The organism is Pseudomonas sp. W2-17, from assembly GCF_041060445.1.
Lineage (GTDB): Bacteria > Pseudomonadota > Gammaproteobacteria > Pseudomonadales > Pseudomonadaceae > Aquipseudomonas.
Map to the genome: position 1 here is coordinate 195,900 of NZ_JAUFNS010000007.1, position 26,242 is coordinate 222,141.

Here is a 26,242-nt window from a genome sequence, read left to right on the forward strand (position 1 = left end):
GCCTTGCCGACACGGCTCGATTGATTGAAAAACGCCGCGACGGCTGAGCCGGTCGCGGCGTGATATTACAGGTCAGCTACAGCTCTTCGCGGTGGGCGACTCAGCTGATCTGGCCGTGACAGTGCTTGAATTTCTTGCCCGAACCACACCAGCACAATTCGTTGCGGCCCAGCTTTTGGTCGTTGCGTACCGGCGACAGTGCGGCGGCTGCAGCTACCGCAACGTCCTCGCCCTCTTCGGTGAGCAGGTCCGGCTGATCCAGACCCGGTGCTTCGGCGTGCTGGAACTGCATGCGCTGCGCCAACTCTTCGGCTTCACGACGCAGACGCGCCTCTTCCTCGGCCGGATCTTCGCGGCGAACCTGGACGTGGGACAGCACACGAATGGCATCGCGCTTGATCGAATCGAGCAGCTCCTGGAACAGGGCAAACGACTCGCGCTTGTATTCCTGCTTCGGGTTTTTCTGAGCGTAGCCGCGCAGGTGAATACCGTGACGCAGGTGATCCATGGTCGACAGGTGGTCTTTCCACAGGTCATCCAGCACGCGCAGGAGAATCTGCTTCTCGAACGTGCGCAGCGCCTCGGCACTGGCCTGGTCTTCTTTCTCGTTGTAGGCCGCCAGAATGGCTTCCATCAACTTCGGACGCAGAGTGTCTTCGTTCAGGTGATCGTCTTCGTCGAGCCACTGCTGAATCGGCAGCTTCACGCCGAAATCGCTGTTCAGCGCGGCTTCCAGACCGGCCACGTTCCACTGCTCAGGCAACGACTGCGGCGGGATGTGCGCGGTGATCGTGGCGTCGAGGACTTCTTCGCGGAACTCGGCAATGGTGTCACCAATGTTGGTCGCAGCCAGCAGGCTGTTACGCATGTGGTAGATCACTTTGCGCTGTTCGTTGGAAACGTCGTCGAACTCAAGCAGTTGCTTGCGGATGTCGAAGTTGCGACCTTCGACCTTGCGCTGCGCTTTTTCGATCGCGTTGGTCACCATGCGGTGCTCGATCGCTTCACCGGACTGCATGCCCAGCGCTTTCATGAAGTTCTTCACCCGGTCAGAAGCGAAGATGCGCATCAGGCTGTCTTCCAGCGACAGGTAGAAACGGCTCGAACCGGTGTCACCCTGACGACCGGCACGACCCCGCAGCTGGTTGTCGATACGGCGGGATTCGTGACGCTCGGAAGCGATCACGTGCAGACCGCCCGCTTGAATCACCTGCTGATGGCGCTTCTGCCAGTCGGCCTTGATTTGCGCGATCTGCTCCGGGGTCGGGTCTTCCAGGCTAGCCACCTCAACTTCCCAGTTACCGCCCAACAGAATGTCGGTACCGCGACCGGCCATGTTGGTGGCAATGGTCAGCGCACCCGGACGACCGGCCTGGGCAATGATCTCGGCTTCTTTTTCGTGGAACTTGGCGTTCAGAACCTTGTGCTCGATGCCTTCCTGCACCAGCAGGCGGGACATGTGCTCCGAGGTTTCGATGGTCGCTGTACCTACCAGCACCGGACGCTGCTCGGCCAGGCAGGCCTTGATGTCGGTGATGATCGCCGCATACTTCTCTTCGGCGGTCAGGTACACGAGGTCGTTGAAGTCTTTCCGCGCCAACGGCTTGTTCGGCGGAATAACCATCACGGCCAGAGCATAGATCTGGTGGAATTCGAACGCTTCGGTGTCTGCCGTACCGGTCATGCCGGACAGCTTGTTGTAGAGACGGAAGTAGTTCTGGAAGGTGGTCGAGGCCAGGGTCTGGCTCTCGGCCTGAATATTCAGGCCTTCCTTCGCTTCGATGGCCTGGTGCAGACCTTCGGACAGACGACGACCCGGCATGGTACGGCCGGTGTGTTCGTCGACCAGCAGGATCTGGCCGTCCTGAACGATGTACTCGACGTTGCGATGGAACAGCTTGTGGGCACGCAGGCCGGCATATACGTGGGTCAACAGGCCCAGGTTGTGCGCCGAATACAGGCTCTCGCCTTCCGCCAGCAAACCGACTTCGGTGAGCATCTCTTCGATGAACTGGTGACCGGACTCGTTCAGCTCAACCTGACGGGATTTCTCGTCAATGGAGAAGTGGCCCTGTTTGGTGACAACGCCTTCCACTTCCTCGATGTGCTGCTCGAGCTTGGGGATCAGCTTGTTGATTTCGGTATAGAGCTTGGAGCTGTCTTCGGCCTGGCCGGAGATGATCAGCGGCGTACGGGCTTCGTCGATGAGGATCGAGTCGACTTCGTCGATCACGGCGAAATTCAGCTCACGCTGGAATTTGTCTTCCAGGCTGAACGCCATGTTGTCGCGCAGGTAATCGAAACCGAATTCGTTGTTGGTGCCGTAGGTGATGTCAGAGGCGTAGGCGGCGCGCTTCTCTTCCGGCGGCTGGAAAGGCGTGACCACGCCTACGGTCAGACCGAGGAATTCATACAGCGGGCGCATCCAGTTGGCGTCACGACGGGCCAGGTAGTCGTTCACCGTGACCACGTGCACGCCTTTGCCGGACAGCGCGTTGAGGTAGACCGCGAGGGTCGCGACGAGGGTTTTACCTTCACCGGTACGCATCTCGGCGATCATGCCTTCGTGCAGCGTCATGCCGCCGATCAGCTGTACGTCGAAGTGACGCATGCCCATGATGCGTTTACCCGCTTCGCGGCAGACCGCGAAGGCTTCAGGCAAGAGCTGGTCGAGGGTCTCACCTTTGGCTATGCGGGCCTTCAACTCATCGGTTTTGGCGCGCAGCTGTTCGTCCGAGAGGGCGAGCATTTGCTCTTCGAAGCTGTTGACGACCTGGACCGTCTTGAGCATGCGCTTCACTTCGCGCTCGTTCTTGCTTCCGAAAAGTTTTTTTAACAAAGGTGCAAACATATCGAAAGGATCTTCCACACATAGGGATGGAGGGCGGCCCCGTGAGTCGCCCGAGCAGCCCTCATGGCCGCATGCGAACGAGCATTCTACCCGGAAATGGTGGTGAGGAAAGTGGCGTTATTCCACGATGCTGGCACAGCAATGTTACGGGGCAGAAGTACAATAGGGTCATTTCCCGCGACTTCAACCCATGCGGGTGAGAAGTTTTATTAATGTTTTTTCATGATCGCGCGGCGTATTTGCACCCTTGACGCCTGACGCAAAGGTGCGTCTACCGATTCTGCTAAGATCACGCCCTAGCAACACAAGGCACCCCATCATGGCATTTCGTCCCCTACCGGCTCGCGCACCGGCTGTGCTTCTGCGCGAAGCCCGGCCCCTCAAAGCCATCTTCAACCACGCCCAACGCCTCGCGCACTTGCAGCGTCTGCTGGAAAGCCAGCTACAACCCGCCGCCCGCGAGCACTGCCACGTCGCGTCATGGCGCGAAGGCACACTGCTGCTCATCGTCACCGACGGCCACTGGGCCACTCGACTGCGTTATCAACAGAAGCGTTTGCAACGGCAACTGGTCGCGTTCAAGGAATTCGGCAACCTCACCCGCTTGCAACTGAAGGTACAGCCCGCAAGGACTCATCGAATCGCGGCCGGGCATACGCGCGATCTTTCGGTCGCGGCGGCCGAGACCATCACCGCCACGGCGGAAGGCATCACCGACCCGAAACTGCGTGCTGCGCTCGAACGGCTGGCCGCGCATGCTGTGCCTAAAGAGGCTGGGGATTCGTAAACCTGCAGAATGCCGGCGTTTTCACTGGCCCCTTCCCGGCTAAAGCCGGTCCCACTAAAAAGCATCGCGTACACCCTGTGGGACCTATGGAGGTCAGTGGGACCGGCTTTAGCCGGGAAGCTTTTGATCTGCTTTAAAGCTTTCGATCTTCATACGCAAAAGGCTCGGACACCGCAAAACGCGACTTGGGTGCAGGCCGAACGCAGGTCTCGCGCAGTGGGCCGAGCCGCATGGATGCGGCGAGAGCGCCGTCAGGGCATGGATGCCCGTTCGGCGCGGGCCCACGGAGCGAGACCGGAGTGAAGGTATTCCGACGAAGGAGGAACCCAACCAGGAGCACGGCCTTTTTGGTTACTTTTTTCTGGGACGGCAATCCGGGCTGTTGGAAAAAGTGACCCGCCGTAAGGGCGGAACCATAACTCCAGTGAACACAAAAAACGGATATGCCCGCTATCTAATTGACACTCATAAAAAAGGCCACCCAAAGGTGGCCTGAAAACATCAAAACTAGGAAGAAGAGACTGTTTACACCGCCGCAACGGGGCGCATGTAAGAGATCGGTGCGGTGCTGGCATCTTCGAAGGTCACAACTTCCCAAGCGTCTTCCTGAGCGATCAACGCACGAAGCAAACGATTGTTCAGACCGTGTCCCGACTTGAAGCCCTGATACTCGCCGATCAGACTGTTGCCCAACAGATACAGGTCACCGATGGCATCCAGAATCTTGTGCTTCACGAACTCGTCTTCATAACGAAGACCGTCTTCGTTCAACACGCCGTCCTTGTCCACGACGATCGCGTTTTCAACGCTGCCGCCCAGAGCCAGGTTATGTTTACGCAGATATTCGATGTCTTTCATGAAACCGAATGTCCGCGCACGGCTCACTTCTTTAACGAACGAAGTGCTGGAAAAATCCACACAAGCCGTTTGCGTGCGGTTCTTCAGATACGGGTGATCGAAATCGATCTCGAACCCTACCTTGAACCCTTCAAACGGTAAAAACTTGGCGGACTTGCCGTCTTCTTCTACGCACACTTCTTTAAGTATGCGGATGAATTTCTTCGGTGCGTCCTGTTCTTCCAGGCCAGCCGATTGAATCAGGAATACGAAGGGACCTGCGCTGCCATCCATGATTGGAACTTCGGAGGCAGAAAGTTCAACGTAGGCGTTATCGATGCCAAGGCCGGCCATGGCCGACAGCAAGTGCTCGACCGTATCGACCTTCACGTCGCCATTGAACAGCGTCGTGGAGAGCGTGGTGTCACCCACATTCAACGCATGAGCGTTGATCTGGACCACCGGCTCAAGATCGGTACGGAAAAACACAATGCCAGCGTTCACAGGTGCTGGTTTGAGGGTCAGGTAAACCTTCTCCCCCGAGTGCAGGCCGATACCTGTGGCACGGATAATATTTTTCAGGGTGCGTTGTTTAATCATGGCATTGGCCGCTTCAGCGCGTATCGCGAATTAGTATCAACAAAGGCTGGCGATGATAGCAGACCCCGCCTTTGCTGAACACCAATCACCCTTATACCCCTGATAGAACCCATTAATCAGCCTGACGACGCAGGAACGCTGGAATATCCAGGTAATCCAGATCGTCTTGCGGGTTCATCTTCGCTGCGGCTGTTGCGCCCGCGTGTGCCTGATTGCGCATCACGGTTGGACGGTCCAGATCGCGGTAGTTGACCGAAGGCAACTCCTGGCGTGCGGCGTGCTGCTGCGCAGGTGCGGCTTGAGCGGTCTGCATGGTGTTGTCGATGACCTTCACAGGCTTCTCGATTTTTGCACCCAGGCCAGTAGCAACAACAGTCACGTGCAGCTCGTCGCGCATGTCCGGATCGATAACGGTACCGACCTTGACCATGGCGTGCTCGGAGGCGAACGCTTCGATGATGCTACCCACGTCGGAGTACTCACCCAGAGACAGGTCAGGCCCGGCGGTGATGTTGACCAGAATGCCGCGAGCACCTTGCAGGTTCACGTCTTCCAGCAACGGGTTGCGGATCGCCGCTTCAGTGGCTTCACGCGCACGGTTCGGACCGCTGGCGCAGCCAGTGCCCATCATCGCCATGCCCATTTCGGACATCACGGTGCGTACGTCGGCGAAGTCGACGTTGATCATGCCTGGGCGTTTGATGATGTCGGAGATACCGCGAACGGCACCGGCCAGTACATCGTCAGCCTTGGCGAAAGCCGACAGCAGGCTGGCGTCTTTACCCAGGATGGTCAACAGTTTCTCGTTGGGAATGGTGATCAACGAGTCGACGCTTTCGGACAGCGCGCGGATGCCTTCATCGGCGATCTGCATGCGCTTGCGGCCTTCGAACGGGAACGGACGCGTCACGACCGCAACGGTCAGAATGCCCATTTCCTTGGCCACTTCGGCAATGATCGGAGCCGCACCGGTACCGGTACCGCCGCCCATGCCGGTGGTGATGAAGACCATGTTGGTGCCTTGCAGCACTTCAGCGATGCGCTCGCGGTCTTCCAGTGCAGCCTGACGGCCGACTTCAGGATTCGCACCTGCGCCCAGGCCTTTGGTCACGCCGGTACCCAGTTGCAGAATGGTACGTGCGCCAATGTTTTTCAGGGCCTGAGCATCGGTGTTGGCGCAGATGAACTCGACGCCTTCGATGTTGCTCTTGACCATGTGATTGACTGCGTTGCCGCCGCCACCACCAACGCCGATAACTTTAATTACCGGGCTTTGTGGGATGTTGTCTACGAGCTCGAACATGTTCCCTCTCCTTCAGTTCTCTAGTTTTATGTCGCCTGTTGCCTGCCTACCACTTTTTGAATCTTAGAAATTCCCCTGAACCCAGCGCTTGAGACGCTCTAACACTGGTGCCTTCGGTTCATCGCTATAACTGCTACCGGAGCCGGAAAGGCCGGACAGCGAGATGCCGTCAGACTGCTTTTGCAGTCCGTACAGCAACAGGCCGACGCCGGTTGAGTAGATCGGGTTGCGAACGACGTCCGCGAGCCCTTTGACGCTGTGCGGCACGCCGAGGCGGACCGGCATGTGGAAGATCTCTTCGGCCAGTTCGACCGCGCCTTCCATTTTCGAGGTGCCACCGGTCAGCACGATGCCGGCCGGGATCAAGTCTTCGTAGCCGCTGCGACGCAGTTCGGCCTGAATCAGGGTGAACAGCTCGTCATAGCGCGGCTCGACCACTTCGGCGAGGGCCTGACGGGACAGTTCACGGGGCGGACGGTCGCCGACGCTTGGCACTTTGATGGTTTCACCGGCACCGGCCAGTTTGGCCAGGGCGCAGGCGTAGCGGATCTTGATTTCTTCGGCGTACTGGGTCGGTGTGCGCAGCGCCATGGCGATGTCGTTGGTGACCTGGTCGCCGGCAATCGGGATCACCGCGGTGTGACGGATCGCGCCTTCGGTGAAGATCGCGATGTCGGTGGTGCCGCCGCCGATGTCCACCAGGCACACGCCCAGTTCTTTCTCGTCGTCGGTCAGCACCGAGTAGGCCGAGGCCAGTTGCTCGAGGATGATGTCGTCGACTTCGAGGCCGCAGCGGCGCACGCATTTTTCGATGTTCTGTGCAGCATTCACCGCGCAGGTCACCACGTGGACCTTGGCTTCCAGACGCACGCCCGACATGCCCAGTGGCTCGCGAACGCCTTCCTGGTTATCGATGACGTAGTCCTGCGGCAGCGTGTGCAGCACGCGCTGGTCAGCCGGGATCGCCACGGCCTGGGCAGCGTCGAGCACGCGCTCAAGGTCGGCCGAGCTGACTTCGCGGTCGCGAATCGCCACGATGCCGTGGGAGTTCAGGCTGCGGATGTGGTTGCCCGCAACGCCGACGAACGCCGAGTGGATGCGGCAACCGGCCATCAGCTGCGCTTCTTCTACGGCGCGCTGGATCGATTGCACGGTGGATTCGATATTCACCACCACGCCCTTCTTCAGGCCGCGGGACGGGTGAGTGCCGATACCGACGATTTCCAGCGTGCCATCAGCCGCGACTTCGCCTACCAGCGCCACCACTTTGGAGGTGCCGATATCCAATCCGACGATCATTTTGCCGCTTTGCACGTTTGCCATGGGTCCTGCCTCTTATCAATTCTTCGCGACGGCGGGTTTGTCCGTCGTTGGCGCCGCTGCCTGTTCGCGCCAACCAACGGCCAGGCCGTTGTTGTAACGAAGGTCGACGCGCGCAATGTTCGTGATCTGGTCTTTCAGTGTCTTGTCGTAGATGGCGATAAAGCGGCGCATCTTCTCAAGCAGATTGCCTCGTCCCAGCAGCAGCTCCAGGCCTGGGCCTGCAGTGCCTGCGCCGGTGGTCAGAAACCAGCTGCCTCGCTCACGCAGTTCCAGACGAGCGATGGAGAACCCCAGCGGGCGCAACATCTGGCTCAGCACCTGGTACTGCTGCATCACCTGCTGTTGAGCCCGTTGAGGCCCGAACAACTGCGGAAGGTGTTCGTAGTTGGCCAGCTCACGCGGGGTGAATGCCTGACCCTGGTTGTTCAGCAGGGATTGATCGCCCCAGCGAGCAACCGGTAGTTGTTCTTCCAGCCGGATCACCACCTGATCCGGCCAGACGCGGCGAACCTCGGCGTGGGCAATCCACGGCATTTGCTCAAGCTCTGTGCGCATGCCGGCCAGGTCGACGTTGAAAAAGCTCGTCGCCACGTACGGCGCGATTCGCTGCTGCACGGCCTGCTGGCTGATGTAGCTCAGGTCGCCCTGAACGTTGATCCGCGAGATCGGACGGTCGGCGTACGGCAACAGACGCTGGGCCGCTTCGTACGTCCCGAACCCCAGCACGACCAACAACACCGGCCACATCAGGCTGCGCAGGAAACCGAAGTTCGGCCGCGGCATGCGAGACGACATGGGCTCCTTGGCAACCATGCGGCTGGCACCACGCGGCACCGGCTTGTTGCGGCCGGCGGCGGATTGCTGATGACGAACCGTTGCGCCATGCATGATTTACCCTCGCACCTGGACGCTGTCGGCCAGAATCGCTAACACCAACTGTTGGAAATCGAGCCCGGCCGCGCGTGCAGCCATGGGCACAAGGCTGTGATCGGTCATGCCAGGAACGGTGTTCACTTCCAAGAGCCAGAATGTGCCGTCGGCGTCCTGCATGACATCGGTACGCGCCCAGCCGGCAATGCCGACCGCTTCACACGCCCGCGCCGTGAGTGCCTTGAGTTCATCTTCTTTGGCTGCATCGAGGCCGCACGGGATCCGGTACTGGGTATCGGAGGCCAGGTATTTGGCGTCGTAGTCGTAAAAACTGTGGGGAGTACCCAGACCGATGGGAGGCAAGACCTGCCCACGCAGAGAGGCGATGGTGAACTCCGGACCTTCAATCCATTGTTCAACCAACACTTGCGAATCGTAGGTACGGGCGGCGTTCCAGGCGGCGATCAATTCGTCGACGCCGGTCACCTTGGCCATACCGATACTGGAACCTTCATGGGCGGGTTTGACGATCAAAGGAAAGCCCAGTTCCGTTGCTGCAGAAATACAATCTGCCTCGCTGCTCAGCACGGCATGGCGGGGCGTCGGCAACCCGAGGCTCTGCCAGACCTGCTTGGTGCGCAGCTTGTCCATCGCCAGCGCCGACGCGAGCACGCCGCTGCCGGTGTAGGGAATTTCCAGGCACTCAAGCAGGCCCTGCATGGTGCCGTCTTCGCCACCGCGACCGTGCAGCACGATGAACGCGCGATCGATCTTTTCGCTGACCAGCCGCTGCAGGAAATCCTCGCCCACGTCGATACCGAACGCGTCGACGCCTGCGCTTTGCAGGGCCTCAAGCACTGCACCGCCGGATTTCAGGGACACCTCCCGCTCCGCGCTCTTGCCGCCGAACAGCACGGCGACGCGACCGAAGCGTTTCGGCTCCAGCGTCGAGAACAGGGCGGACTGCAGGGCGGCTGTCATTTCAGCTTACCTTCGGTTGAGGCCACGATGGCGCCGGTGAAGAGCGGGCTTTTCAGCAGCTGTGGTGCAAGGCCGCCGATGTCGCCAGCGCCCTGGCACAGCAGGATGTCACCGGCGCGCAGCAGCGGTTTGACCAGCGGGGCCAGTTCGACGCCACGCTCGATGTAAATCGGATCAAGCTGCCCGCGCTGACGAATGCTGTGGGCCAGCTGACGGCTGTCCGCACCCGGAATCGGTTCTTCACCGGCCGGATAGACTTCCATCAGCAGCAACACGTTGGCCTCGTTGAGGACCTGCACGAAGTCGTCGTACAGATCGCGGGTGCGGCTGTAGCGGTGCGGCTGGTAGACCATGACCAGACGACGGTCCGGCCAGCCACCGCGCACGGCATTGATGACGGCAGCCACTTCACGCGGGTGGTGACCATAGTCGTCGACCAGCATCACGTTGCCGCCTTCCACCGGCAGTTCGCCGTACACCTGGAAACGACGGCCAACGCCCTGGAAGCCGGACAGGCCCTGAACGATGGCTTCGTCTGAGACGCCCTCATCAGTGGCGATGGCAATGGTTGCCAGCGAGTTCAGCACGTTGTGCTTGCCTGGCATGTTGACCGACACATCCAGTGGCTCGCGGTCACGACGCAGCACGGTGAAGTGTGTGTGCATGCCGTCCTGACGGACGTTGATCGCGCGCACGTCGGCGGCGTCATCGAAGCCGTAGGTCATGATCGGGCGCTTGACCGAAGGCAAGATGTCGCGCACCACCGGATCGTCGATGCAGACCACGGCCAGACCGTAGAACGGCAGGTTGTGCAGGAATTCGACGAAGGTCTTCTTCAGTTTGTTGAAGTCGCCTTCGTAGGTCGCCATGTGGTCCGCGTCGATGTTGGTGACCACGGCCACCAGCGGCTGCAGGTGCAGGAAGCTGGCGTCGCTTTCGTCGGCTTCGGCGATCAGGTAACGGCTGGTGCCGAGCTGAGCGTTGGTGCCGGCAGCGTTCAGACGCCCGCCGATCACGAAGGTCGGATCAAGGCCACCCGCCGCGAACACCGAGGCGATCAGGCTGGTGGTCGTGGTTTTGCCGTGGGTACCGGCGACCGCGATGCCGTGGCGATAGCGCATCAGCTCGGCCAGCATTTCAGCGCGTGGCACGACAGGAATGCGACGTTCAAGGGCAGTCGCCACTTCCGGATTGGAAGTATTCACCGCGCTGGACACCACCAGCACGTCAGCCGTCGAGGCGTTTTCCGCGCGATGACCAATGAAAATCTGCGCGCCGAACGATTCGAGACGCTCGGTCACCGGCGAAGCCTTGAGGTCGGAACCGGACACGTCGTAGCCCAGGTTCAGCAACACTTCGGCAATACCGCACATCCCCACGCCGCCGATGCCCACGAAGTGGATACGACGGATGCGGCGCATTTCCGGCTGTGGCATGGCGCGTTGATTCTCAACCATGGGCCACCTCCAGGCAGATATCGACGACGGTGTTGGTGGCATCAGGCTTGGCCAGTTGGCGAGCCGTGACGGCCATGCGGTTCAATTGTTCGGGTTGCATCAAAACCTCTTTCAGGCGAGCGGCCATTTCGGCGGCGCCAGTTGTCGCTTGCGGCATGACGAAGGCAGCGCCCTCGCGAGCCAGATATTCGGCGTTGCGCGACTGGTGGTCGTCGATCGCGTGGGGCAAAGGCACCAGCAACGACGGCAGCCCGGCAGCAGCCAGTTCACTGACAGTCAGCGCACCTGCGCGGCAGACCACCAGATCCGCCCAGCCATAGGCTTGGGCCATGTCTTTGATGAACGGGGCGACCTGCGCCTCGACACCGGCGGCGCGGTAACGCTCGGCGGTGACTTCATCGTGATGCTTGCCGGCCTGATGGAACACTTCAGGGCGGATATCGGCAGGCACTTGCGCCAGGGCTTCCGGCAGCAATTTGTTCAGCGGCTCGGCGCCCAGGCTTCCGCCCAGCACCAGCAAACGAGGCCGGCGACCGATCAGCGTCTGGCGCGGCGTCTCGAAAAACAGCTCGGCGCGCACCGGGTTACCGGTGGTGCGACGCTTGGTCGACGCGGCGAAGGTCTGCGGGAACGCTTCACAGACACGCGCGGCGAACGACGCCAGACTGCGATTGGCCGTGCCCGCCACAGCGTTTTGCTCATGGATAATCAGCGGCACACCGACCAGCTTCGCCGCCAGACCACCAGGGCCTGTTACGTAGCCACCAAAGCCGACGACGCAGACCGGCGACAGCTCACGCACGATCTTGCGCGCCTGCAACAACGCCTTGATCAACATGAACGGTGCCTTGAGCAACGACAGCCGGCCCTTGCCACGCAAACCCGTGACGTTGATCAGGTGCAGCTTCAGGCCTGCGGCGGGCACCAGCTCGTTCTCGATGCCGCGCGGCGTCCCGAGCCAATGCACGGTGTAGCCGCGTGCCTGGAATTCACGGGCGCACGCCAGCGCCGGGAACACGTGTCCGCCAGTGCCGCCTGCCATGATCAAAACGTTACCGGCGGCCATGGGTCGGCTCCTCGGCAAAGTCGCTTTCCTGGAACTCGGCTTCTTCACTGCCCATGTTGTTGCGCGATTCCCACTCGATGCGCAGCAACAGGCCCAGGCTGGCGCAGCAGATGATCAACGAACTGCCGCCGTAGCTGAGGAACGGCAGGGTCAGACCCTTGGTCGGCAGCAGACCGACGTTCACGCCGATGTTGATCAGAAATTGACCAATCCACAGGAAGGCCAAGCCATACGCGGTGTAGGCAGCGAAGAACTGCTTGGCGCGCTCGGCCCACATGCCGATGTACATCGCCCGGATACTGACGAACACGAACAGCGCGACCGTGGCGAGGGAACCCACCACGCCCAACTCTTCAGCCAGTACCGAGAACACGAAGTCGGTGTGCGCTTCCGGCAGGTAGAACTGCTTCTGCACGCTGTTGCCGAGGCCGACGCCGAACCATTCACCGCGACCGAAGGCGATCAGCGCCTGGGTCAGTTGGTAGCCGGAACCGAACTGATCGGACCACGGGTCGGTGAAGGTAATCAGACGCGCCATCCGGTACGGCTGTGCCTGAACCAGCACGAACACGGCCCCCACTGCCAGCGCGACCATCAAGCTGAAACGGAACAACCCGACGCCGCCAAGGAACAGCATTGCTGCCGCCGCGCCCATCATCACGACTGTGGCACCGAAGTCCGGCTCCATCAGCAGCAGACCCGCCATCGGCAGCAGCACGATGAACGGCTTGAAGAAGCCCATCCAGCTCTCGCGCACTTCTTGCTGGCGACGAATCAGGTAACCGGCCAGGAAAATCACCACGAATACTTTGGCGATTTCCGACGGCTGCACGTTGAACATGCCGAAGCCGATCCAGCGCATCGAACCGTTCACCTCACGCCCGATGCCGGGCACGATTACCGCGATCAACAGGCCGAACGCGCCAATCAGCATCAGCCAGCCAAGGCGCTGCCACGTGGCGACCGGCACCATCATGGTCGCGACGCAGGCGATCAGGCCGAGCACCAGATAGATCAGGTGACGGGTCATCATGTACAGCGCGTTGCCGGACTGGACTGCAGCCACTTCCGACGACGCGGAAGTGATCATCACCAGGCCCAGGCCCAGCAACGCGAGGCAACCGGCGAGCATCGGGAAATCGACGTCAACACCACGGCCGCTGATGATCGGCGACGGGTACGGCTTGATCACGCCAAAAATCATGACAAGTCCCCCACGGCCCGGGCGAACAGTTGTCCGCGCTCTTCGAAATTCTTGAACATGTCCAGGCTTGCGCAGGCAGGCGACAGCAACACGGCGTCCCCTTCCTGTGCGATATCAGCAGCACGTTGCACGGCTTCTTCCAATGTAGTGACGCGTACCAGAGGCACCGAATCGCCGAAGGTCGCGGCGAGCAAATCCGCATCGCGGCCCAGCAGGACAACGACGCGGCAATGGGCGGCAACCGGGGCTTGCAGCGGGGTGAAATCCGCGCCCTTGCCATCGCCACCGGCAATCAGCACCAGCTTGCCGTCGATGTCGGCGCCCAGGCCTTCGATCGCTGCCAGCGCGGCGCCGACGTTGGTCGCTTTGGAGTCGTCGTAGTAATTCACGCCGTCGAGCTCACGCAGCCACTGGCAGCGATGAACCAGACCGGCAAATGTCTTGAGGCTGGTAAGCATGGCGTCGAACGGCAGACCCACCGCATGACCCAGCGCCAGTGCGGCCAGGGCGTTGGCCTGATTGTGGCCACCACGGATTTTCAGCTCGCGGACCGGCATGAGGTTGTCGAACTGAAAGGCCAGGTACTTCTCGCCGTTCTCTTCGCGCAAGCCGAAGCCGTTTCTGTCGGGCGTGTTCAAACCAAAGGTCCAGCACGGCACGCCTTCGCCGATCAACGGGCGGGTCAGCGCGTCCTGACGATTCACCACCACTTGGCGCGCGCCACGGAAGATCCGGTGCTTGGCCAGGTGATAAGCCGGCAGGCCGCTGTAACGGTCCATGTGGTCTTCACTGATGTTCAGCACGGTCGCCACTTCAGCGCCAAGCTGATCGGTGGTTTCCAGCTGGAAGCTCGACAGCTCCATCACATACAGCTCGACGTCGTCGCTGAGCAGGTCCAGCGCCGGCGTACCGAGATTGCCGCCAACCGCAACTCGCTTGCCCGCTGCCGCCGCCATCTCGCCCACCAGCGTGGTGACCGTGCTTTTCGCGTTCGATCCGCTGATGGCCACGATGGGCGCCCTGGCATTGCGAGCGAACAGCTCGATGTCGCCGGACAGCTTCACGCCGCGCATCGCCGCTTGCTGCAGGGCCGGGGTTGCCAGCGCCAGACCGGGGCTGACATACAGCTCATCGGCGCGGCACAGGAATTCAACGTCCATCTCACCACAGCGCACTTCGACCTGTGGGTAGTCACGGCGCAATGTCTCGAGTTCTGGCGGATGCTCCCGCGTATCGGCGACAGCAAACGACACACCCCGGTTCGCCAGGAAGCGAACCAGGGACATGCCGCTCTTGCCGAGGCCGACAACGATGCGGAAGTGGTCAGAAGCGATCAGTGACACTCGTTCTACCTCAGTTTCAACGTGGCAAGGCCGACCAACACCAGAATCACGGTGATGATCCAGAAACGGACGATCACGCGCGGCTCAGGCCAGCCCTTGAGTTCAAAGTGGTGATGGATGGGCGCCATGCGGAAAACGCGGCGGCCGGTCAATTTAAACGATGCGACCTGAATGACGACTGACAGGGTCTCCATCACGAAGACGCCGCCCATGATGAACAGGACGATTTCCTGACGGACAATCACAGCGATGGTGCCCAGCGCCGCGCCCAGTGCCAGCGCCCCGACGTCGCCCATGAACACTTGAGCCGGATAGGTGTTGAACCAGAGGAACCCCAGGCCTGCGCCGATCAGCGCGCCACAGAACACGATCAATTCGCCCGCGCCCGGCACGTAAGGGATCAGCAGGTATTCCGCAAATTTCACGTTACCCGACAGGTAGCAGAAGATCCCCAGCGCGCCGCCGACCATTACGGTTGGCATGATCGCCAGACCGTCCAGGCCATCCGTGAGGTTCACGGCGTTGCTGGAGCCGACGATCACGAAGTAGGTCAGCACGACGAAGCCAATGCCCAACGGGATACTGAAGTCCTTGAGCATCGGGATCAGCAGCGTGGTTTCCACGGGCGATTGCGCAGTCATATAAAGGAAGATCGCCGCGCCCAGGCCGAACACCGATTGCCAGAAGTATTTCCAGCGGCTCGGCAGCCCGCGCGAGTTCTTCTCGATCACCTTGCGGTAGTCGTCGACCCAGCCGATGGCGCCGAACAGCAGCGTGACGATCAGCACGACCCACACATAACGGTTGCTCAGATCAGCCCACAACAACGTGGCGATGCCGATTGCAGACAGAATCAGCGCACCACCCATGGTCGGCGTGCCGGACTTGGACAGGTGCGATTGGGGTCCGTCGTTGCGCACGGATTGACCGATCTGCTTGCTCTGCAGGGCGCGGATCATCCACGGGCCCAGGCACAGGGAAAGTGACAGTGCGGTGAGCACGCCAAGGATCCCGCGCAGGGTCAGGTACTGAAAGACCGCGAAGCCTTTGTAGAACTGTTGCAGATACTCGGCCAGCAGCAGCAGCATTAATGTTTCTCCAGGCGTGTTCCGCATAAGGCCGCTACGACGTTTTCCATCGCAGCGCTGCGTGAACCTTTAATCAAAATGGTGGTGTTTTTATCGTGCTCGGCGCCAAGCGCTTCGATCAGCTCAGCCTGAGTTTCAAAATGGCGGGCATCCTGCCCGAAAGCCTTGACCGCATGGGCCATCAACGGACCGACGGCATACAGTGCGTCGACTTTGCCGACCGCGTATTCGCCGACGTCGCGATGGCCCTGCTCCGCCCAGGCGCCGAGCTCGCCGATGTCGCCCAGCACCAGAACCTTGCGGCCCGGGAAACCGGTGAGGATGTCGGTCGCGGCAGCCACGGAAGTGGGGTTGGCGTTGTAGGTGTCATCGATGACGCGCATGCCGTTCGGCGCCAGTTGCGCGACGGTGCGGCCCTTGACCGGCTGTACGTCGTTAAGCCCGGTGACGATGCCTGCCAGCGATACATCCAGCGCGTGGGCAGCAGCCGCTGCGGCCAACGCATTGGCAACGTTGTGCGTGCCCAGCAGATTCAATTGCACCGGGGCTGAGCCGTTCGGGGTGTTCAACGTGAATGCCGGGCAACCGCGCGCATCAATGCCCAGGTCGCTGGCGTAGAAGTCAGCACGGCTGTTGTTGAGCGCGAAGCTCAACACGTTGCGCGAGCCGGCGCGGGCCACCCAGATATCGAACGCCTTGTCGTCGAGGTTCAATACCGCAACACCGCGAGCGTCCAGGCCTTCGATGATCTCGCCCTTGGCTTCGACGATCTTTTCCGGACCGCCGAACTCACCGACATGGGCAGTCCCGGCGTTGGTCAGGACACAGACATGGGGCTTGGCGAGGCTGACCGTGAAAGCGATCTCGCCGACCCGGGACGCGCCCAGTTCGATGACGGCGGCGTCGAATTCCGGCGCCAGCTCCAGCAGCGTCAACGGCACGCCGAGTTCGTTGTTCAGATTGCCGCGGGTCGCCAGCACAGGGCCACGCGTGCGCAGGATGCTCGCCAGCATTTCCTTCACGGTGGTCTTGCCGCTGGAACCGGTGATCGCAGCGACCGGCTTGTCTATAAAGGCATTGCGGTTCAGCGCGCCGAGTTGCGCGAGGGCTTTGCGGGTGTCGGTGACGATCAACTGCGGCAGCGAACTGCCCGGGACCTCGCGTTCAACCAACGCGCCAACTGCGCCTTTGGCAGCGACTTGATCGAGATAGTCGTGACCGTCGAAGCGCGGGCCGGTCAACGCCACGAACAATTGGCCGGGCGTGATCGCGCGGCTGTCGATGCTGACACCGGAAAAACTGCAGTCATGGCCGACACGACGTGCGTCGAGCGGCACCAGCAGTTCGCTAAACGAGAGCGGCTTAAGCATGTGCAGCCTCCCAGGCGTCGAGCGCTTTGCTGGCTTCTTCCAGATCGGAAAACGGCTGACGCTGGCCGTTGATTTCCTGGTAATCCTCGTGGCCCTTGCCCGCCAGCACGATCACATCGGCAGCGGATGATTGAGCAATGATCTGCGCGATCGCCTGACCACGACCGGCCACGAAATCGACAGCGTTCGCCGAGACGAATCCACCGCGGATGTCATCAAAAATACGAGCTGGGTCTTCGCTGCGCGGGTTGTCGTCGGTGACCAACACTTTGTCGGCCAGACGCTCGACCACTTCCGCCATCAGCGGCCGCTTGCCGCGATCACGGTCGCCGCCGCAGCCGAACAGGCAGGTCAGTTGACCTTTTGCATGGGGGCGCAAAGCGGCGAGCACTTTTTCCAGCGCGTCAGGGGTGTGGGCGTAATCGACCACGACCAGCGGACGCGAGCCACCGCCCAGCCGTTGCATCCGGCCGGCAGGGCCTTCCAGCGTCGGCAGGACTTTCAAGATGTCGTCCAGTGGGTAATCGAGACCCATCAAAGCGCCGACCGCAGCCAGCACATTGCTCAGGTTGAAACGACCCAGCAGGCTGCTGCGCAACGCATGGCTGCCTTGAGGCGTTACCAATGTCGCGCGCACGCCGTCGTCATCGAAATGCGCATCACGGCAGAACAGGTAAGCGCTGCTGTCTTCCAGGCTATAGGTAATCAACCGTGAAGGGTGCGGCGCAGCGGCGAGCTGGCGACCAAACCCGTCGTCAAGATTGACCACACGGCAGCGCAGGTCATTCCAGGCGAACAGCTTGGCCTTGGCGGCCGCGTAAGCCTCCATGGTGCCGTGATAATCGAGATGGTCACGGGACAGGTTGGTCATCACTGCCACATCGAAAGCCAATGCAGTCACCCGGCCCTGATCCAGCCCGTGGGACGAGACTTCCATGGCAACCGCTTTGGCCCCGGCCCTTTTAAGGTCGTAGAGCGTCGATTGCACGGAGATCGGATCCGGCGTGGTGTGAATGCCGCTTTTCAGTTCGCTATAGAAGCCAGTGCCCAGCGTGCCGATGATGCCGCAGTGCTGCCCGAGCGTGTCCAGCGCCTGCGCCACCAGTTGAGTCACGCTGGTTTTGCCGTTGGTGCCAGTCACGCCGATCAGGTTCAGGTTGCGGCTCGGGTCGCCATAGAAGCGACCGGCGATATCGGACAGCTGCGCTGCCAGCCCCTTGACCGGAATCATCGGAATATCGGTAATCGGCAGCACCTTGGCGCCTTCGACTTCATAAGCAATGGCCGCCGCGCCGTGGGCGATGGCGTCGGTGATGTGCTCACGGCCGTCGACCTTGAGGCCCGGAATCGCCAGAAACAGATCGCCCGGACGCACTTTGCGGCTGTCCAGGGTCAGTTCGCGAATCAGCAGATCGCGGTTGCACTGCGCAAACAGCTTGCTCAAATTCAAAGACATCAGCCACGTCCTCCCTTGACTGGGGCGGCGGCGGGCGCAGCGTTGGCTTGTTGCTCAGGCGGAACCGGCGCGAGGTTGTCCGGGCGCACATTCATCAAGCGCAGCGTGCCCGACATCACCTTGCTGAAGACTGGAGCGGAAACCAGACCACCGAAGTAACCGCCTTTGCTCGGCTCATCGATGACCACAACGACCGCGTAACGCGGGTTGCTCATCGGGCCGAAACCGGCGAACAGCGAACGGTAGGAGTTTTCCGCGTAGCCCTTGGTGCCCACGGAGGTTTTCCGCGCGGTACCGGACTTGCCCGCCACGTGATACGACGGAACGCGCGCACGGTAAACACCACGGGGGTCTTCGATCACTTGCTGCAACATGCCCTGCACGGTCTTGGCCGTCGCTTCCGGAATGGCCTGAACCGACTCGGCTGGCGTATCGGTCTTGAGAATGGTCAGCGGCACAATCTTGCCGTTGTTGGCCAGCGCCGCGTAGGCGTGGACCAGCTGCAACGCCGTCACCGACAGGCCGTAGCCGTACGACAGCGTTGCGGTTTCAGCCTTGCGCCACTCACGGTAGTTCGGCAGGTTGCCGACGCGCTCGCCCGGGAAGCCAAGGCCGGTGTATTGGCCCAGGCCCACACGCTGCATGGCGTGGAAAATCGCTTCGCCACCCACGTCGAACGCGACTTTACTCATGCCGACGTTACTGGAGTTGATCAGGATGCCGGTCAAGTCGAGGATCGGGCCTTCGGTTTTGGTCACGTCACGGATGGTGTATTTGCCGATCTGCAACGTGCCCGGGTAGACCTCGACCTTGTCGCTCGGCTTCCAGCGGCCGCTTTCCAGCGCGGCGGTCATGGAGATCGGTTTCATGGTCGAACCCGGTTCGAACACGTCGATGATCGCGCGGTTACGCATCGCCGCCGGCACCATGGTGCGACGGTTGTTCGGGTTGTACGTCGGCTGGTTGACCATCGCCAGCACTTCGCCGGTTTTCACGTCCATGATCACCAGGCTGCCGGCCTTGGCGTCGTTTTCCTGAATGGCGTTGCGCAGCTCACGGGTTGCCAGGTATTGCAGGCGCAGATCAATAGACAAAGCCAAGGTCTTGCCGGCCTTGGCGTTTTTCTTCACTTGCAGGTCTTTGATCATCCTGCCGCGCCGGTCCTTAATGACCTGCCGCTTGCCGGGGACGCCGGCGAGCCAGTCTTCATACGCCAGCTCTACGCCTTCACGGCCGTGATCATCGAGGTCGGTAAATCCGACCATGTGCGCGGTGACATCGCCCGCTGGGTAGAAACGGCGGAATTCTTCCTTGCCGTAAACGCCCGGGACTTTCAGGTCGAGCACCGACTGACCCTGCTCCGGGGTCAGGCCACGGACCAGATAGATGAATTCTTTGCTTGCCTGTTCATTGAGGCGATCCGTCAACGCCTTGGGATCTTGCCCCAGCGCTTGCGCGAGCTGGACCCATTTGGTCTTGTCGGCCTGCATTTCGGACGGGTTTGCCCAGATGGTGGTGACCGGCGTACTGACGGCCAGCGGCTCACCGTTGCGGTCGGTGATCAGACCACGGTGGGCGGGAATCGAAACGGTGCGCAGGCTGCGTGCATCGCCCTGCTCAATGAGGAAACGGTGATCGATGACTTGCAGGTCGACGATGCGGTAGCAGATCGCGATGACCATGACCGACAGCAGGCCGACCACGACGCGAAACCGCCACGGGTAGAGCGCCCCTTCGAGTTTCATCATGGCGACACCATCCGGATGTCGGCGGCGTTCGGGATGCGCATTTTCAGCTGATCGGTGGCCAGGGCCTCGATACGGCTGTGGGCAGTCCAGGTGCTTTGCTCAAGAATCAGGCGACCCCACTCGGCCTGCGCTTTGTCGCGCACGCTGAGTTCACCGTAAAGGGAGTTGAGCAACTGACGGTTCCAGTGCGCGCTGTACGCCACACCGATCGCTGACACCAGCACGGCGATAAACAGCATCAGCATGAAGAAGCTGCCGCCCGGCAGGGGCTTGAAGAAACCGCGGTTCATCGGAGTTTCTCCGCGACGCGCATGACGGCGCTGCGCGAACGCGGATTGGCGCGGGTTTCATCATCGGACGCGAACTGCGCCTTGCCGATCAACTTGATACGCGGCTCGAACGCCTGATGACGGATCGGCAGGTTGCGCGGCAGGTTGTCGGCTTCGCCCTTGACCAGCTTGCGCATGAACAATTTGACGATGCGGTCTTCCAGCGAGTGGAAGCTGATGACCACCAGACGGCCGCCCACTTCAAGGGCTTCCAGCGCAGCGTCAAGGCCGGCTTCCAGATCGCCCAGTTCGTTGTTGACGTGAATGCGCAGGCCCTGGAAAGCGCGGGTCGCCGGGTTCTTGCCCTTTTCCCACGCCGGGTTGGCGACTTTCAGCACTTCGGCCAGATCGCCGGTGCGCTCGAACGGTTGAGTCTCGCGGCGGGCCACGACGGCACCGGCCATGCGGCGGGAGAAACGCTCTTCGCCGTATTCCTTGAAAACGCGGGCGATCTCTTCGGCGGGCGCAGTGTTGACGAATTCGGCTGCGCTGACGCCGCGGGACGGGTCCATACGCATGTCGAGGGGGCCGTCATTCATGAAGCTGAAGCCGCGCTCGGGGTCGTCCAGTTGTGGCGACGACACACCGAGATCCAGAAGAATGCCGCTGACTTTACCCGCCAACCCGCGCTCTTGAGCTTCGGCGCCCAATTCAGCAAAGCTGCGCTGCACAATGACAAAGCGGCCGTCTTCGGCCGCCAGCGTTTGCCCGGTGGCAATCGCTTGGGGATCTTTATCGAATCCGAGAAGCCGACCCTCCGGCCCCAGGTTCTGCAATATAAGGCGGCTATGTCCGCCACGACCGAACGTGCCATCCAGATAGCAGCCATCGGCGCGCACCGCTAGAGCCTCGACGGCTTCTTCGAGCAGTACGGTGATGTGGGTAAAGCCGCTATTCGTAGTCACAGGATCAAATCACGCAGTTCATCGGGCATCGCACCCGGTTTTTGAATGGCCGCAAGGTCCGCATCAGCAAGTGCGTTCCAGGCGTCCTCATCCCACAGTTGAAACTTGTTGAGCTGGCCTACCAGCATCACTCGCTTATCGAGCTTGGCGTATTCACGCAAACGTGGCGGCACCAGAAAACGCCCACTGCCGTCCAGCTCCAGATCAACCGCATTACCGATCAACAGCCGCTGCAGGCGACGGTTTTCTTCACGAAATGTGGCGAGCTCGCGCAGCTTGGCCTCAATCAACTCCCACTCGGGAAGCGGATAGATGCACAAGCACGGGTCGACGGTATCAATGGTGACAATCATCTGGCCGGCGCTACGCGAATCCAACTCGTCACGGTACCGGCTCGGCATAGCGAGACGGCCCTTTGCGTCGAGATTGATTGCGTTTGCACCACGGAACACAGGCGCGATCTCCAAATATTATCTTTTTGCGGTCAAAAAACCCACTTCACGCCACTTTCCGCCACTTGCGCACACTATAGGAATGCGCCCACCACACCGTCAAGGCGACTTCACGAGGAAAACCCTTACAGGACGGATATTTAGGAGCACTTACGCAGGAGATGTAGCGGATTTCAGACCGGTCCTACGGATATTTCCGAGGATGAACAAATAGATGAGGTCTGAAGTTAAAGTGATTTGTGAGGTTTAAGATTTTTTTGGTATTACGGAAGGGGATGAATCGTACAAACGAGGGGAAGAAAAGGAGGTGGAGAGTCGATCTGTAAGCCGGGTTCTGTCGAGGACAGTCATTCCTCTACGATGGCCATCACTGGACATCTTTAGCAACCTACCCGGTTCCAGCGCGGGCCACGCCTTGGAACCCTATTTGGTCTTGCTCCGAGTGGGGTTTACCTAGCCACGAACTGTTGCCAGACGTGCGGTGCGCTCTTACCGCACCTTTTCACCCTTACCGGCACCGAAGTGCTTAGGCGGTTATTTTCTGTGGCACTTTCCGTAGGCTCACGCCCCCCAGGCGTTACCTGGCACTCCGCCCTATGGAGCCCGGACTTTCCTCCCCCCTCCATTGCAGAACAATGAAAGGCAGCGACTGTCCAATCGACTCTCCGCCGCCAAGGTTAATGGGAGGGCGGCTCAAGAACAAGCTTTAATCGGCTATCGCGCCATTTGCAGAGCTGCCCGCGACATCCCGTCACACGCCTTTCTGTTTATCCAGCGCCACCTGATAGAGCAGGTTCTTGCGTACGCCGGTGATCTCGGCTGCCAGTGCGGCGGCACGCTTGAGGGGCATTTCCTCCAGCAGCAGATCCAGCACCCGCCGCGCTTCGGCGCCAATCACGTCTTCGCCTTCGGGCTCGCTCCAGCCCGCCACAAGCACCACGCACTCGCCGCGCTGCTGATTACTGTCGCCCTCAACAAAGGCACGAAGCTCGGACAGCGGCAGCCCCTTGAGGGTTTCGAACGTTTTGGTCAATTCGCGGCCAAGCACGGCGGGGCGGTCGGGGCCGAAGACTTCTTCCATGTCCTGAAGGCATTCGAGAATGCGGTGGGGCGCTTCATAGAAGATAAGCGTGCGCGGTTCTTCCTTGACGAGTTCGAGCCGCGCTTTTCGGCCCACCGACTTGGCCGGCAAGAAGCCTTCGAAGATGAATCGGTCCGAGGGCAACCCCGCCGCAGACAGCGCCGCAATCAAAGCGCAGGCGCCCGGCACAGGGATCACTTGAATACCCGCTGCCCGGGCCTGACGCACCAGATGGTAACCGGGGTCGGAAATCAGCGGCGTCCCGGCATCGGAAATCAGCGCAACGTTATCGCCGGCCAGCAGGCGCGTGATGAAACGGCTCCCCTCCTCGCGCTCGTTGTGCTCATGACAGGCCGCCAATGGCGTCGGAATGCCGAAGTGCTGCATCAGCCGTAACGAGTGGCGGGTATCTTCTGCGGCAATCAGCGAAACATCGCGCAGCACCTTCAAGGCGCGGGCGCTGATGTCATCCAGGTTGCCGATCGGCGTGGCCACCACATAAAGCGCGCCTGTAGTGGAATTCGAAGCACCCGGAGCAGTCAAAGCGCACACCTCATGTTGTGTAAAAGCCTGCATTGTACAGGCTGCGGCCGACAAAACAGGACGTCGCACCCCGTGAGTCCAGAAAAGCAGCTCGAACACCCGCAACATGGCAGCGACTCCGCGACAGACCGACTCACGTCAACTGACGCGCCCGGAGACGATCAATATCGCCGCTTTAACGCCTTCAACGTCGCGCCCCGGCCAGTGCTTGGGTACACTTCCACGCTAATTTGCTCGAGTATCAGGAACATACACATGATCGCTTGCCTGCGGCTGTTCTCTGCCCTCTGCCTCGCTGCCCTTCTGGCTGCCTGTGCCGGTTCGCCCTCCTCCAGCCTTGGCGAATTGCCTCGCTCCCCCGATGCCAGCATCGAACAACTGCTCGAACAGGCCGCTGCGGCAAAATCGCCTGATCAGGCAGCGTTGCTGAAACTGACGGCGGCCGACCTGGCAGCGCTTCAGAACAACCCGAGCCGCGCTGCGAGCATTCTCGAGCAGGTCCAGATGGATCAGCTCAAGACCGACAAGCAAATCTACGCCAACACCCTGTCTGCCGAACTGGCATTGGGTCGCAGCCAGCCGAAGGCCGCGCTGACCGCCCTCAACCACCCGAGCATGCAGCATCTGGGCGAAATGCCGGTTGACCTGCAAACCCGCGCTCACACCGTTCGCGCCCGGGCGTTTGAGGCAGACGGCCAGACTCTCGCAGCCGCGAGCGAGCGCGTGTTCATGGGCCCGTTGCTGCAAGGCGACGCCCTGAACGCCAACAACGACGCTATCTGGACGCTGGTAGCCGCGCTGCCACCCGAGCAGCAGCAAAGCTCGGCCAACGATGACATGGGCGGCTGGTTGAGCCTGGCCCGCGCGGTCAAAGGCGCCGGCACGCTGGAACAGCAACAGGCGGCCATCGACAACTGGAAAGCGCAGAACCCGCAACACCCGGCTGCGCGCCAGCTGCCGACTGCCCTCGCGCAGCTGCGTGACCTGAAGAGCCAGCCGTTGACCAAGATCGCGCTGCTGCTGCCGCAAGACGGTCCGCTCGCCTCGGTCTCCCGCGCCCTGCGTGACGGCTTCATGGCTGCGAACTACCAAGCGCAGCAGGCCGGCGAGAAGCCACCTGCGATCGAAGTATTCGACAGCTCCCGCGTGACCTCGATGGACGCCTTTTATGCGCAAGCCAAGGCTGCAGGCGTGCAACTGGTGGTGGGTCCGCTGGAGAAGCCACTGGTTAAACAGCTGAGCGCTCGCCCTCAATTGCCGATCACCACGCTGGCGCTGAACTACAGCGATTCCGGCACCCAGGGCCCTGCCGAGCTGTTCCAGTTCGGTCTGGCAGCGGAAGACGAAGCCCGCGAAGTGGCCCGCCGTGCCTGGGCCGATGGCAAGCGCAGTGCGGTTGCCATGGTACCGAAGGGCGAATGGGGTGATCGCGTGCTGGAGGCCTTCCGTCAAAGCTGGCAGGCCAAAGGCGGCACCTTGCTGGGTGCTGAACGCATCGACCAGCCGGTCGCACTTGCTCAACAGGTTGCCGATCTGTTCCAGTTGCGCAACAGCGAAGGTCGCGCCCAGCGCGTGCAAGGCGCCACTGGCACGCAGATGGCTGCTCAGCCTTCCCGTCGCCAGGACGTGGACTTCATGTTCCTCGCTGCAACGCCTCAACAGGCTCAGCAGATCAAGCCGACCATGGTCTTCCAGTACGCTGGTGATGTGCCGGTCTATGCCACTTCGCACCTGTTCACCAACAGCGGTGACCCGGCGATGTACAACGACCTGAACGGCGTGCGCTTCTGCGAAACCCCTTGGTTGCTGAACGCCAACGACCCGCTGCGTCAGCAAGTGACGGCGCAATGGCCACAAGCCTCCGGCAGCCTTGGCCGTCTCTACGCCATGGGCATCGACGCGTATCGTCTGGCGCCACGACTGACTCAGTTGAAAACGCTGCCTGAGAGCCGCATCGACGGCCTGTCCGGCAGCCTGGCGATCGGCCAGGGCCAACGCATCGAGCGTCAACTGCCGTGGGCAGAGTTCGTAGACGGCAAGGTTCAGCGCCTGCCGGACACCGCGCCTTGACCTCAGGCACGCCCCGTCAAACCGCAGGGCGCGAGGCCGAAGCCTACGCCCTGCGTCACCTGCAACAGCATGGATTGCAGCTGATTACCCGCAACTGGGCATGCAAACGCGGCGAGCTTGATCTGGTCATGCTCGACGGCGATACAGTAGTATTCGTCGAAGTTCGGTATCGTCGCCATGCCGGTTGGGGTGGCGCGCTGGAAAGCGTCGATTTTCGCAAGCAGGAAAAGCTCACGCTGGCGGCTCAGTCCTTTCTGCAAAGCGAGGTGCGCTGGGCCGATTCACCGTGTCGCTTCGACGTCGTCGCGATCAATGGCGACCCCGGCACATCACCCGCGCTTAACTGGCTGACCAACGCTTTCGATTGCTGAAAACGCGATGATTCCGTGGGATTGCAGCGTAAGATCGGCCGCCCTCCCTTTTGTAGGACCGGCTTTAGCCGGGAAGCTTTTGCTGCTGTGCTTTATCCTTTACCGCCCAACGAACCACACTGGCTCTTTTGCTCTTTGCTTTGCGGGCTGCACAGTTTTGTGCCGGGACGCCGATGACTTATCGGACGCCGCCCCGACCAGCCGCCC

The 26,242-nt window shown here is 61.1% G+C and carries 21 protein-coding genes and 1 other RNA gene; 3 read left to right on the forward strand and 19 right to left on the reverse strand.

Features of this window, described 5'->3' with window-relative positions:
• Positions 1–100: 100 nt before the first annotated feature.
• Complete coding sequence (gene secA, locus QWI20_RS11315) at positions 101–2,851, reverse strand: preprotein translocase subunit SecA (protein ID WP_369305567.1); 2,751 nt, start codon at positions 2,849–2,851, stop codon at positions 101–103.
• Between the two features lie 319 nt (positions 2,852–3,170).
• Here secA and QWI20_RS11320 point away from each other — a divergent pair, with 319 nt between their 5' ends.
• Positions 3,171–3,638 (forward strand): DUF721 domain-containing protein, encoded by a 468-nt coding sequence (locus tag QWI20_RS11320; protein ID WP_369305568.1) that lies wholly within the window; start codon positions 3,171–3,173, stop codon positions 3,636–3,638.
• 525 nt (positions 3,639–4,163) lie between these two features.
• On the opposite strand, the gene lpxC is transcribed toward QWI20_RS11320, so the two are convergent.
• The 18 genes from lpxC to rsmI form a co-directional block, all read right to left on the reverse strand.
• Positions 4,164–5,075: a UDP-3-O-acyl-N-acetylglucosamine deacetylase gene (gene lpxC, locus QWI20_RS11325; protein WP_065992158.1), complete on the reverse strand. Its 912-nt coding sequence runs from the start codon at positions 5,073–5,075 to the stop codon at positions 4,164–4,166.
• Positions 5,076–5,187: 112 nt separating this feature from the next.
• A complete protein-coding gene (ftsZ, locus tag QWI20_RS11330) occupies positions 5,188–6,378 on the reverse strand; it encodes a cell division protein FtsZ (protein WP_074884474.1) in 1,191 nt (396 codons plus the stop codon).
• A gap of 63 nt (positions 6,379–6,441) precedes the next feature.
• Positions 6,442–7,701, reverse strand: coding sequence for a cell division protein FtsA (ftsA, locus tag QWI20_RS11335; RefSeq protein ID WP_037014678.1), 1,260 nt, complete (start codon positions 7,699–7,701; stop codon positions 6,442–6,444).
• 15 nt (positions 7,702–7,716) lie between these two features.
• On the reverse strand, positions 7,717–8,589 hold the full coding sequence (locus QWI20_RS11340; protein ID WP_133772219.1) for a cell division protein FtsQ/DivIB: 873 nt from the start codon (positions 8,587–8,589) through the stop codon (positions 7,717–7,719).
• Positions 8,590–8,592: 3 nt separating this feature from the next.
• Positions 8,593–9,552 carry a D-alanine--D-alanine ligase gene (locus QWI20_RS11345; protein ID WP_369305569.1) on the reverse strand — a complete coding sequence of 320 codons (960 nt, stop codon included), beginning with the start codon at positions 9,550–9,552 and terminating at the stop codon, positions 8,593–8,595.
• Positions 9,549–11,009: a UDP-N-acetylmuramate--L-alanine ligase gene (gene murC / locus QWI20_RS11350; protein WP_133772215.1), complete on the reverse strand. Its 1,461-nt coding sequence runs from the start codon at positions 11,007–11,009 to the stop codon at positions 9,549–9,551. The genes QWI20_RS11345 and murC overlap by 4 nt, the downstream gene beginning before the upstream one ends.
• Complete coding sequence (gene murG, locus QWI20_RS11355; RefSeq protein ID WP_369305570.1) at positions 11,002–12,075, reverse strand: undecaprenyldiphospho-muramoylpentapeptide beta-N-acetylglucosaminyltransferase; 1,074 nt, start codon at positions 12,073–12,075, stop codon at positions 11,002–11,004. Before murG ends, murC begins: the two co-directional genes overlap by 8 nt.
• Positions 12,062–13,276, reverse strand: coding sequence for a putative lipid II flippase FtsW (ftsW, locus tag QWI20_RS11360; RefSeq protein ID WP_192171889.1), 1,215 nt, complete (start codon positions 13,274–13,276; stop codon positions 12,062–12,064). Before ftsW ends, murG begins: the two co-directional genes overlap by 14 nt.
• Positions 13,276–14,622, reverse strand: coding sequence for a UDP-N-acetylmuramoyl-L-alanine--D-glutamate ligase (gene murD, locus QWI20_RS11365; protein ID WP_369305571.1), 1,347 nt, complete (start codon positions 14,620–14,622; stop codon positions 13,276–13,278). The genes ftsW and murD overlap by 1 nt, the downstream gene beginning before the upstream one ends.
• 5 nt (positions 14,623–14,627) lie before the next feature.
• Entirely contained in the window at positions 14,628–15,710 is a 1,083-nt protein-coding gene (gene mraY, locus QWI20_RS11370) for a phospho-N-acetylmuramoyl-pentapeptide-transferase (RefSeq protein WP_037014691.1), read from the reverse strand.
• The gene (gene murF / locus QWI20_RS11375; protein ID WP_369305572.1) at positions 15,710–17,080 is read right to left on the reverse strand and encodes a UDP-N-acetylmuramoyl-tripeptide--D-alanyl-D-alanine ligase; all 1,371 of its coding nucleotides are present in this window, start codon (positions 17,078–17,080) and stop codon (positions 15,710–15,712) included. Before murF ends, mraY begins: the two co-directional genes overlap by 1 nt.
• The gene (locus QWI20_RS11380) at positions 17,073–18,536 is read right to left on the reverse strand and encodes a UDP-N-acetylmuramoyl-L-alanyl-D-glutamate--2,6-diaminopimelate ligase (protein WP_369305573.1); all 1,464 of its coding nucleotides are present in this window, start codon (positions 18,534–18,536) and stop codon (positions 17,073–17,075) included. Before QWI20_RS11380 ends, murF begins: the two co-directional genes overlap by 8 nt.
• Positions 18,536–20,284: a penicillin-binding protein 2 gene (locus tag QWI20_RS11385; RefSeq protein ID WP_133772203.1), complete on the reverse strand. Its 1,749-nt coding sequence runs from the start codon at positions 20,282–20,284 to the stop codon at positions 18,536–18,538. The genes QWI20_RS11380 and QWI20_RS11385 overlap by 1 nt, the downstream gene beginning before the upstream one ends.
• Complete coding sequence (gene ftsL, locus QWI20_RS11390; RefSeq protein ID WP_192171762.1) at positions 20,281–20,574, reverse strand: cell division protein FtsL; 294 nt, start codon at positions 20,572–20,574, stop codon at positions 20,281–20,283. Before ftsL ends, QWI20_RS11385 begins: the two co-directional genes overlap by 4 nt.
• Positions 20,571–21,518, reverse strand: a complete 948-nt coding sequence (gene rsmH / locus QWI20_RS11395; protein ID WP_369305574.1) for a 16S rRNA (cytosine(1402)-N(4))-methyltransferase RsmH — start codon at positions 21,516–21,518, stop codon at positions 20,571–20,573. Before rsmH ends, ftsL begins: the two co-directional genes overlap by 4 nt.
• On the reverse strand, positions 21,515–21,970 hold the full coding sequence (gene mraZ / locus QWI20_RS11400; protein WP_192171890.1) for a division/cell wall cluster transcriptional repressor MraZ: 456 nt from the start codon (positions 21,968–21,970) through the stop codon (positions 21,515–21,517). Before mraZ ends, rsmH begins: the two co-directional genes overlap by 4 nt.
• A 307-nt stretch (positions 21,971–22,277) precedes the next feature.
• An RNA gene (gene rnpB / locus QWI20_RS11405) (RNase P RNA component class A) lies at positions 22,278–22,635 on the reverse strand.
• A gap of 86 nt (positions 22,636–22,721) precedes the next feature.
• The gene (gene rsmI, locus QWI20_RS11410) at positions 22,722–23,594 is read right to left on the reverse strand and encodes a 16S rRNA (cytidine(1402)-2'-O)-methyltransferase (protein WP_369305575.1); all 873 of its coding nucleotides are present in this window, start codon (positions 23,592–23,594) and stop codon (positions 22,722–22,724) included.
• A 255-nt stretch (positions 23,595–23,849) separates the two neighbouring features.
• Here rsmI and QWI20_RS11415 point away from each other — a divergent pair, with 255 nt between their 5' ends.
• On the forward strand, positions 23,850–25,664 hold the full coding sequence (locus QWI20_RS11415; protein ID WP_369305576.1) for a penicillin-binding protein activator: 1,815 nt from the start codon (positions 23,850–23,852) through the stop codon (positions 25,662–25,664).
• Positions 25,661–26,035 carry a YraN family protein gene (locus QWI20_RS11420; protein ID WP_369305577.1) on the forward strand — a complete coding sequence of 125 codons (375 nt, stop codon included), beginning with the start codon at positions 25,661–25,663 and terminating at the stop codon, positions 26,033–26,035. The genes QWI20_RS11415 and QWI20_RS11420 overlap by 4 nt, the downstream gene beginning before the upstream one ends.
• The last annotated feature ends 207 nt before the right edge of the window (positions 26,036–26,242 follow it).

What these genes read in the sequence shown, in the direction of transcription:
- secA (WP_369305567.1), bottom strand. Translation starts at nt 2,851, where the DNA reads ATGTTTGCACCTTTGTTAAAAAAACTTTTCGGAAGCAAGAACGAGCGC.
- QWI20_RS11320 (WP_369305568.1), top strand. Translation starts at nt 3,171, where the DNA reads ATGGCATTTCGTCCCCTACCGGCTCGCGCACCGGCTGTGCTTCTGCGC.
- lpxC (WP_065992158.1), bottom strand. Translation starts at nt 5,075, where the DNA reads ATGATTAAACAACGCACCCTGAAAAATATTATCCGTGCCACAGGTATC.
- ftsZ (WP_074884474.1), bottom strand. Translation starts at nt 6,378, where the DNA reads ATGTTCGAGCTCGTAGACAACATCCCACAAAGCCCGGTAATTAAAGTT.
- ftsA (WP_037014678.1), bottom strand. Translation starts at nt 7,701, where the DNA reads ATGGCAAACGTGCAAAGCGGCAAAATGATCGTCGGATTGGATATCGGC.
- QWI20_RS11340 (WP_133772219.1), bottom strand. Translation starts at nt 8,589, where the DNA reads ATGCATGGCGCAACGGTTCGTCATCAGCAATCCGCCGCCGGCCGCAAC.
- QWI20_RS11345 (WP_369305569.1), bottom strand. Translation starts at nt 9,552, where the DNA reads ATGACAGCCGCCCTGCAGTCCGCCCTGTTCTCGACGCTGGAGCCGAAA.
- murC (WP_133772215.1), bottom strand. Translation starts at nt 11,009, where the DNA reads ATGGTTGAGAATCAACGCGCCATGCCACAGCCGGAAATGCGCCGCATC.
- murG (WP_369305570.1), bottom strand. Translation starts at nt 12,075, where the DNA reads ATGGCCGCCGGTAACGTTTTGATCATGGCAGGCGGCACTGGCGGACAC.
- mraY (WP_037014691.1), bottom strand. Translation starts at nt 15,710, where the DNA reads ATGCTGCTGCTGCTGGCCGAGTATCTGCAACAGTTCTACAAAGGCTTC.
- murF (WP_369305572.1), bottom strand. Translation starts at nt 17,080, where the DNA reads ATGCTTAAGCCGCTCTCGTTTAGCGAACTGCTGGTGCCGCTCGACGCA.
- QWI20_RS11380 (WP_369305573.1), bottom strand. Translation starts at nt 18,536, where the DNA reads ATGTCTTTGAATTTGAGCAAGCTGTTTGCGCAGTGCAACCGCGATCTG.
- QWI20_RS11385 (WP_133772203.1), bottom strand. Translation starts at nt 20,284, where the DNA reads ATGATGAAACTCGAAGGGGCGCTCTACCCGTGGCGGTTTCGCGTCGTG.
- ftsL (WP_192171762.1), bottom strand. Translation starts at nt 20,574, where the DNA reads ATGAACCGCGGTTTCTTCAAGCCCCTGCCGGGCGGCAGCTTCTTCATG.
- QWI20_RS11415 (WP_369305576.1), top strand. Translation starts at nt 23,850, where the DNA reads ATGATCGCTTGCCTGCGGCTGTTCTCTGCCCTCTGCCTCGCTGCCCTT.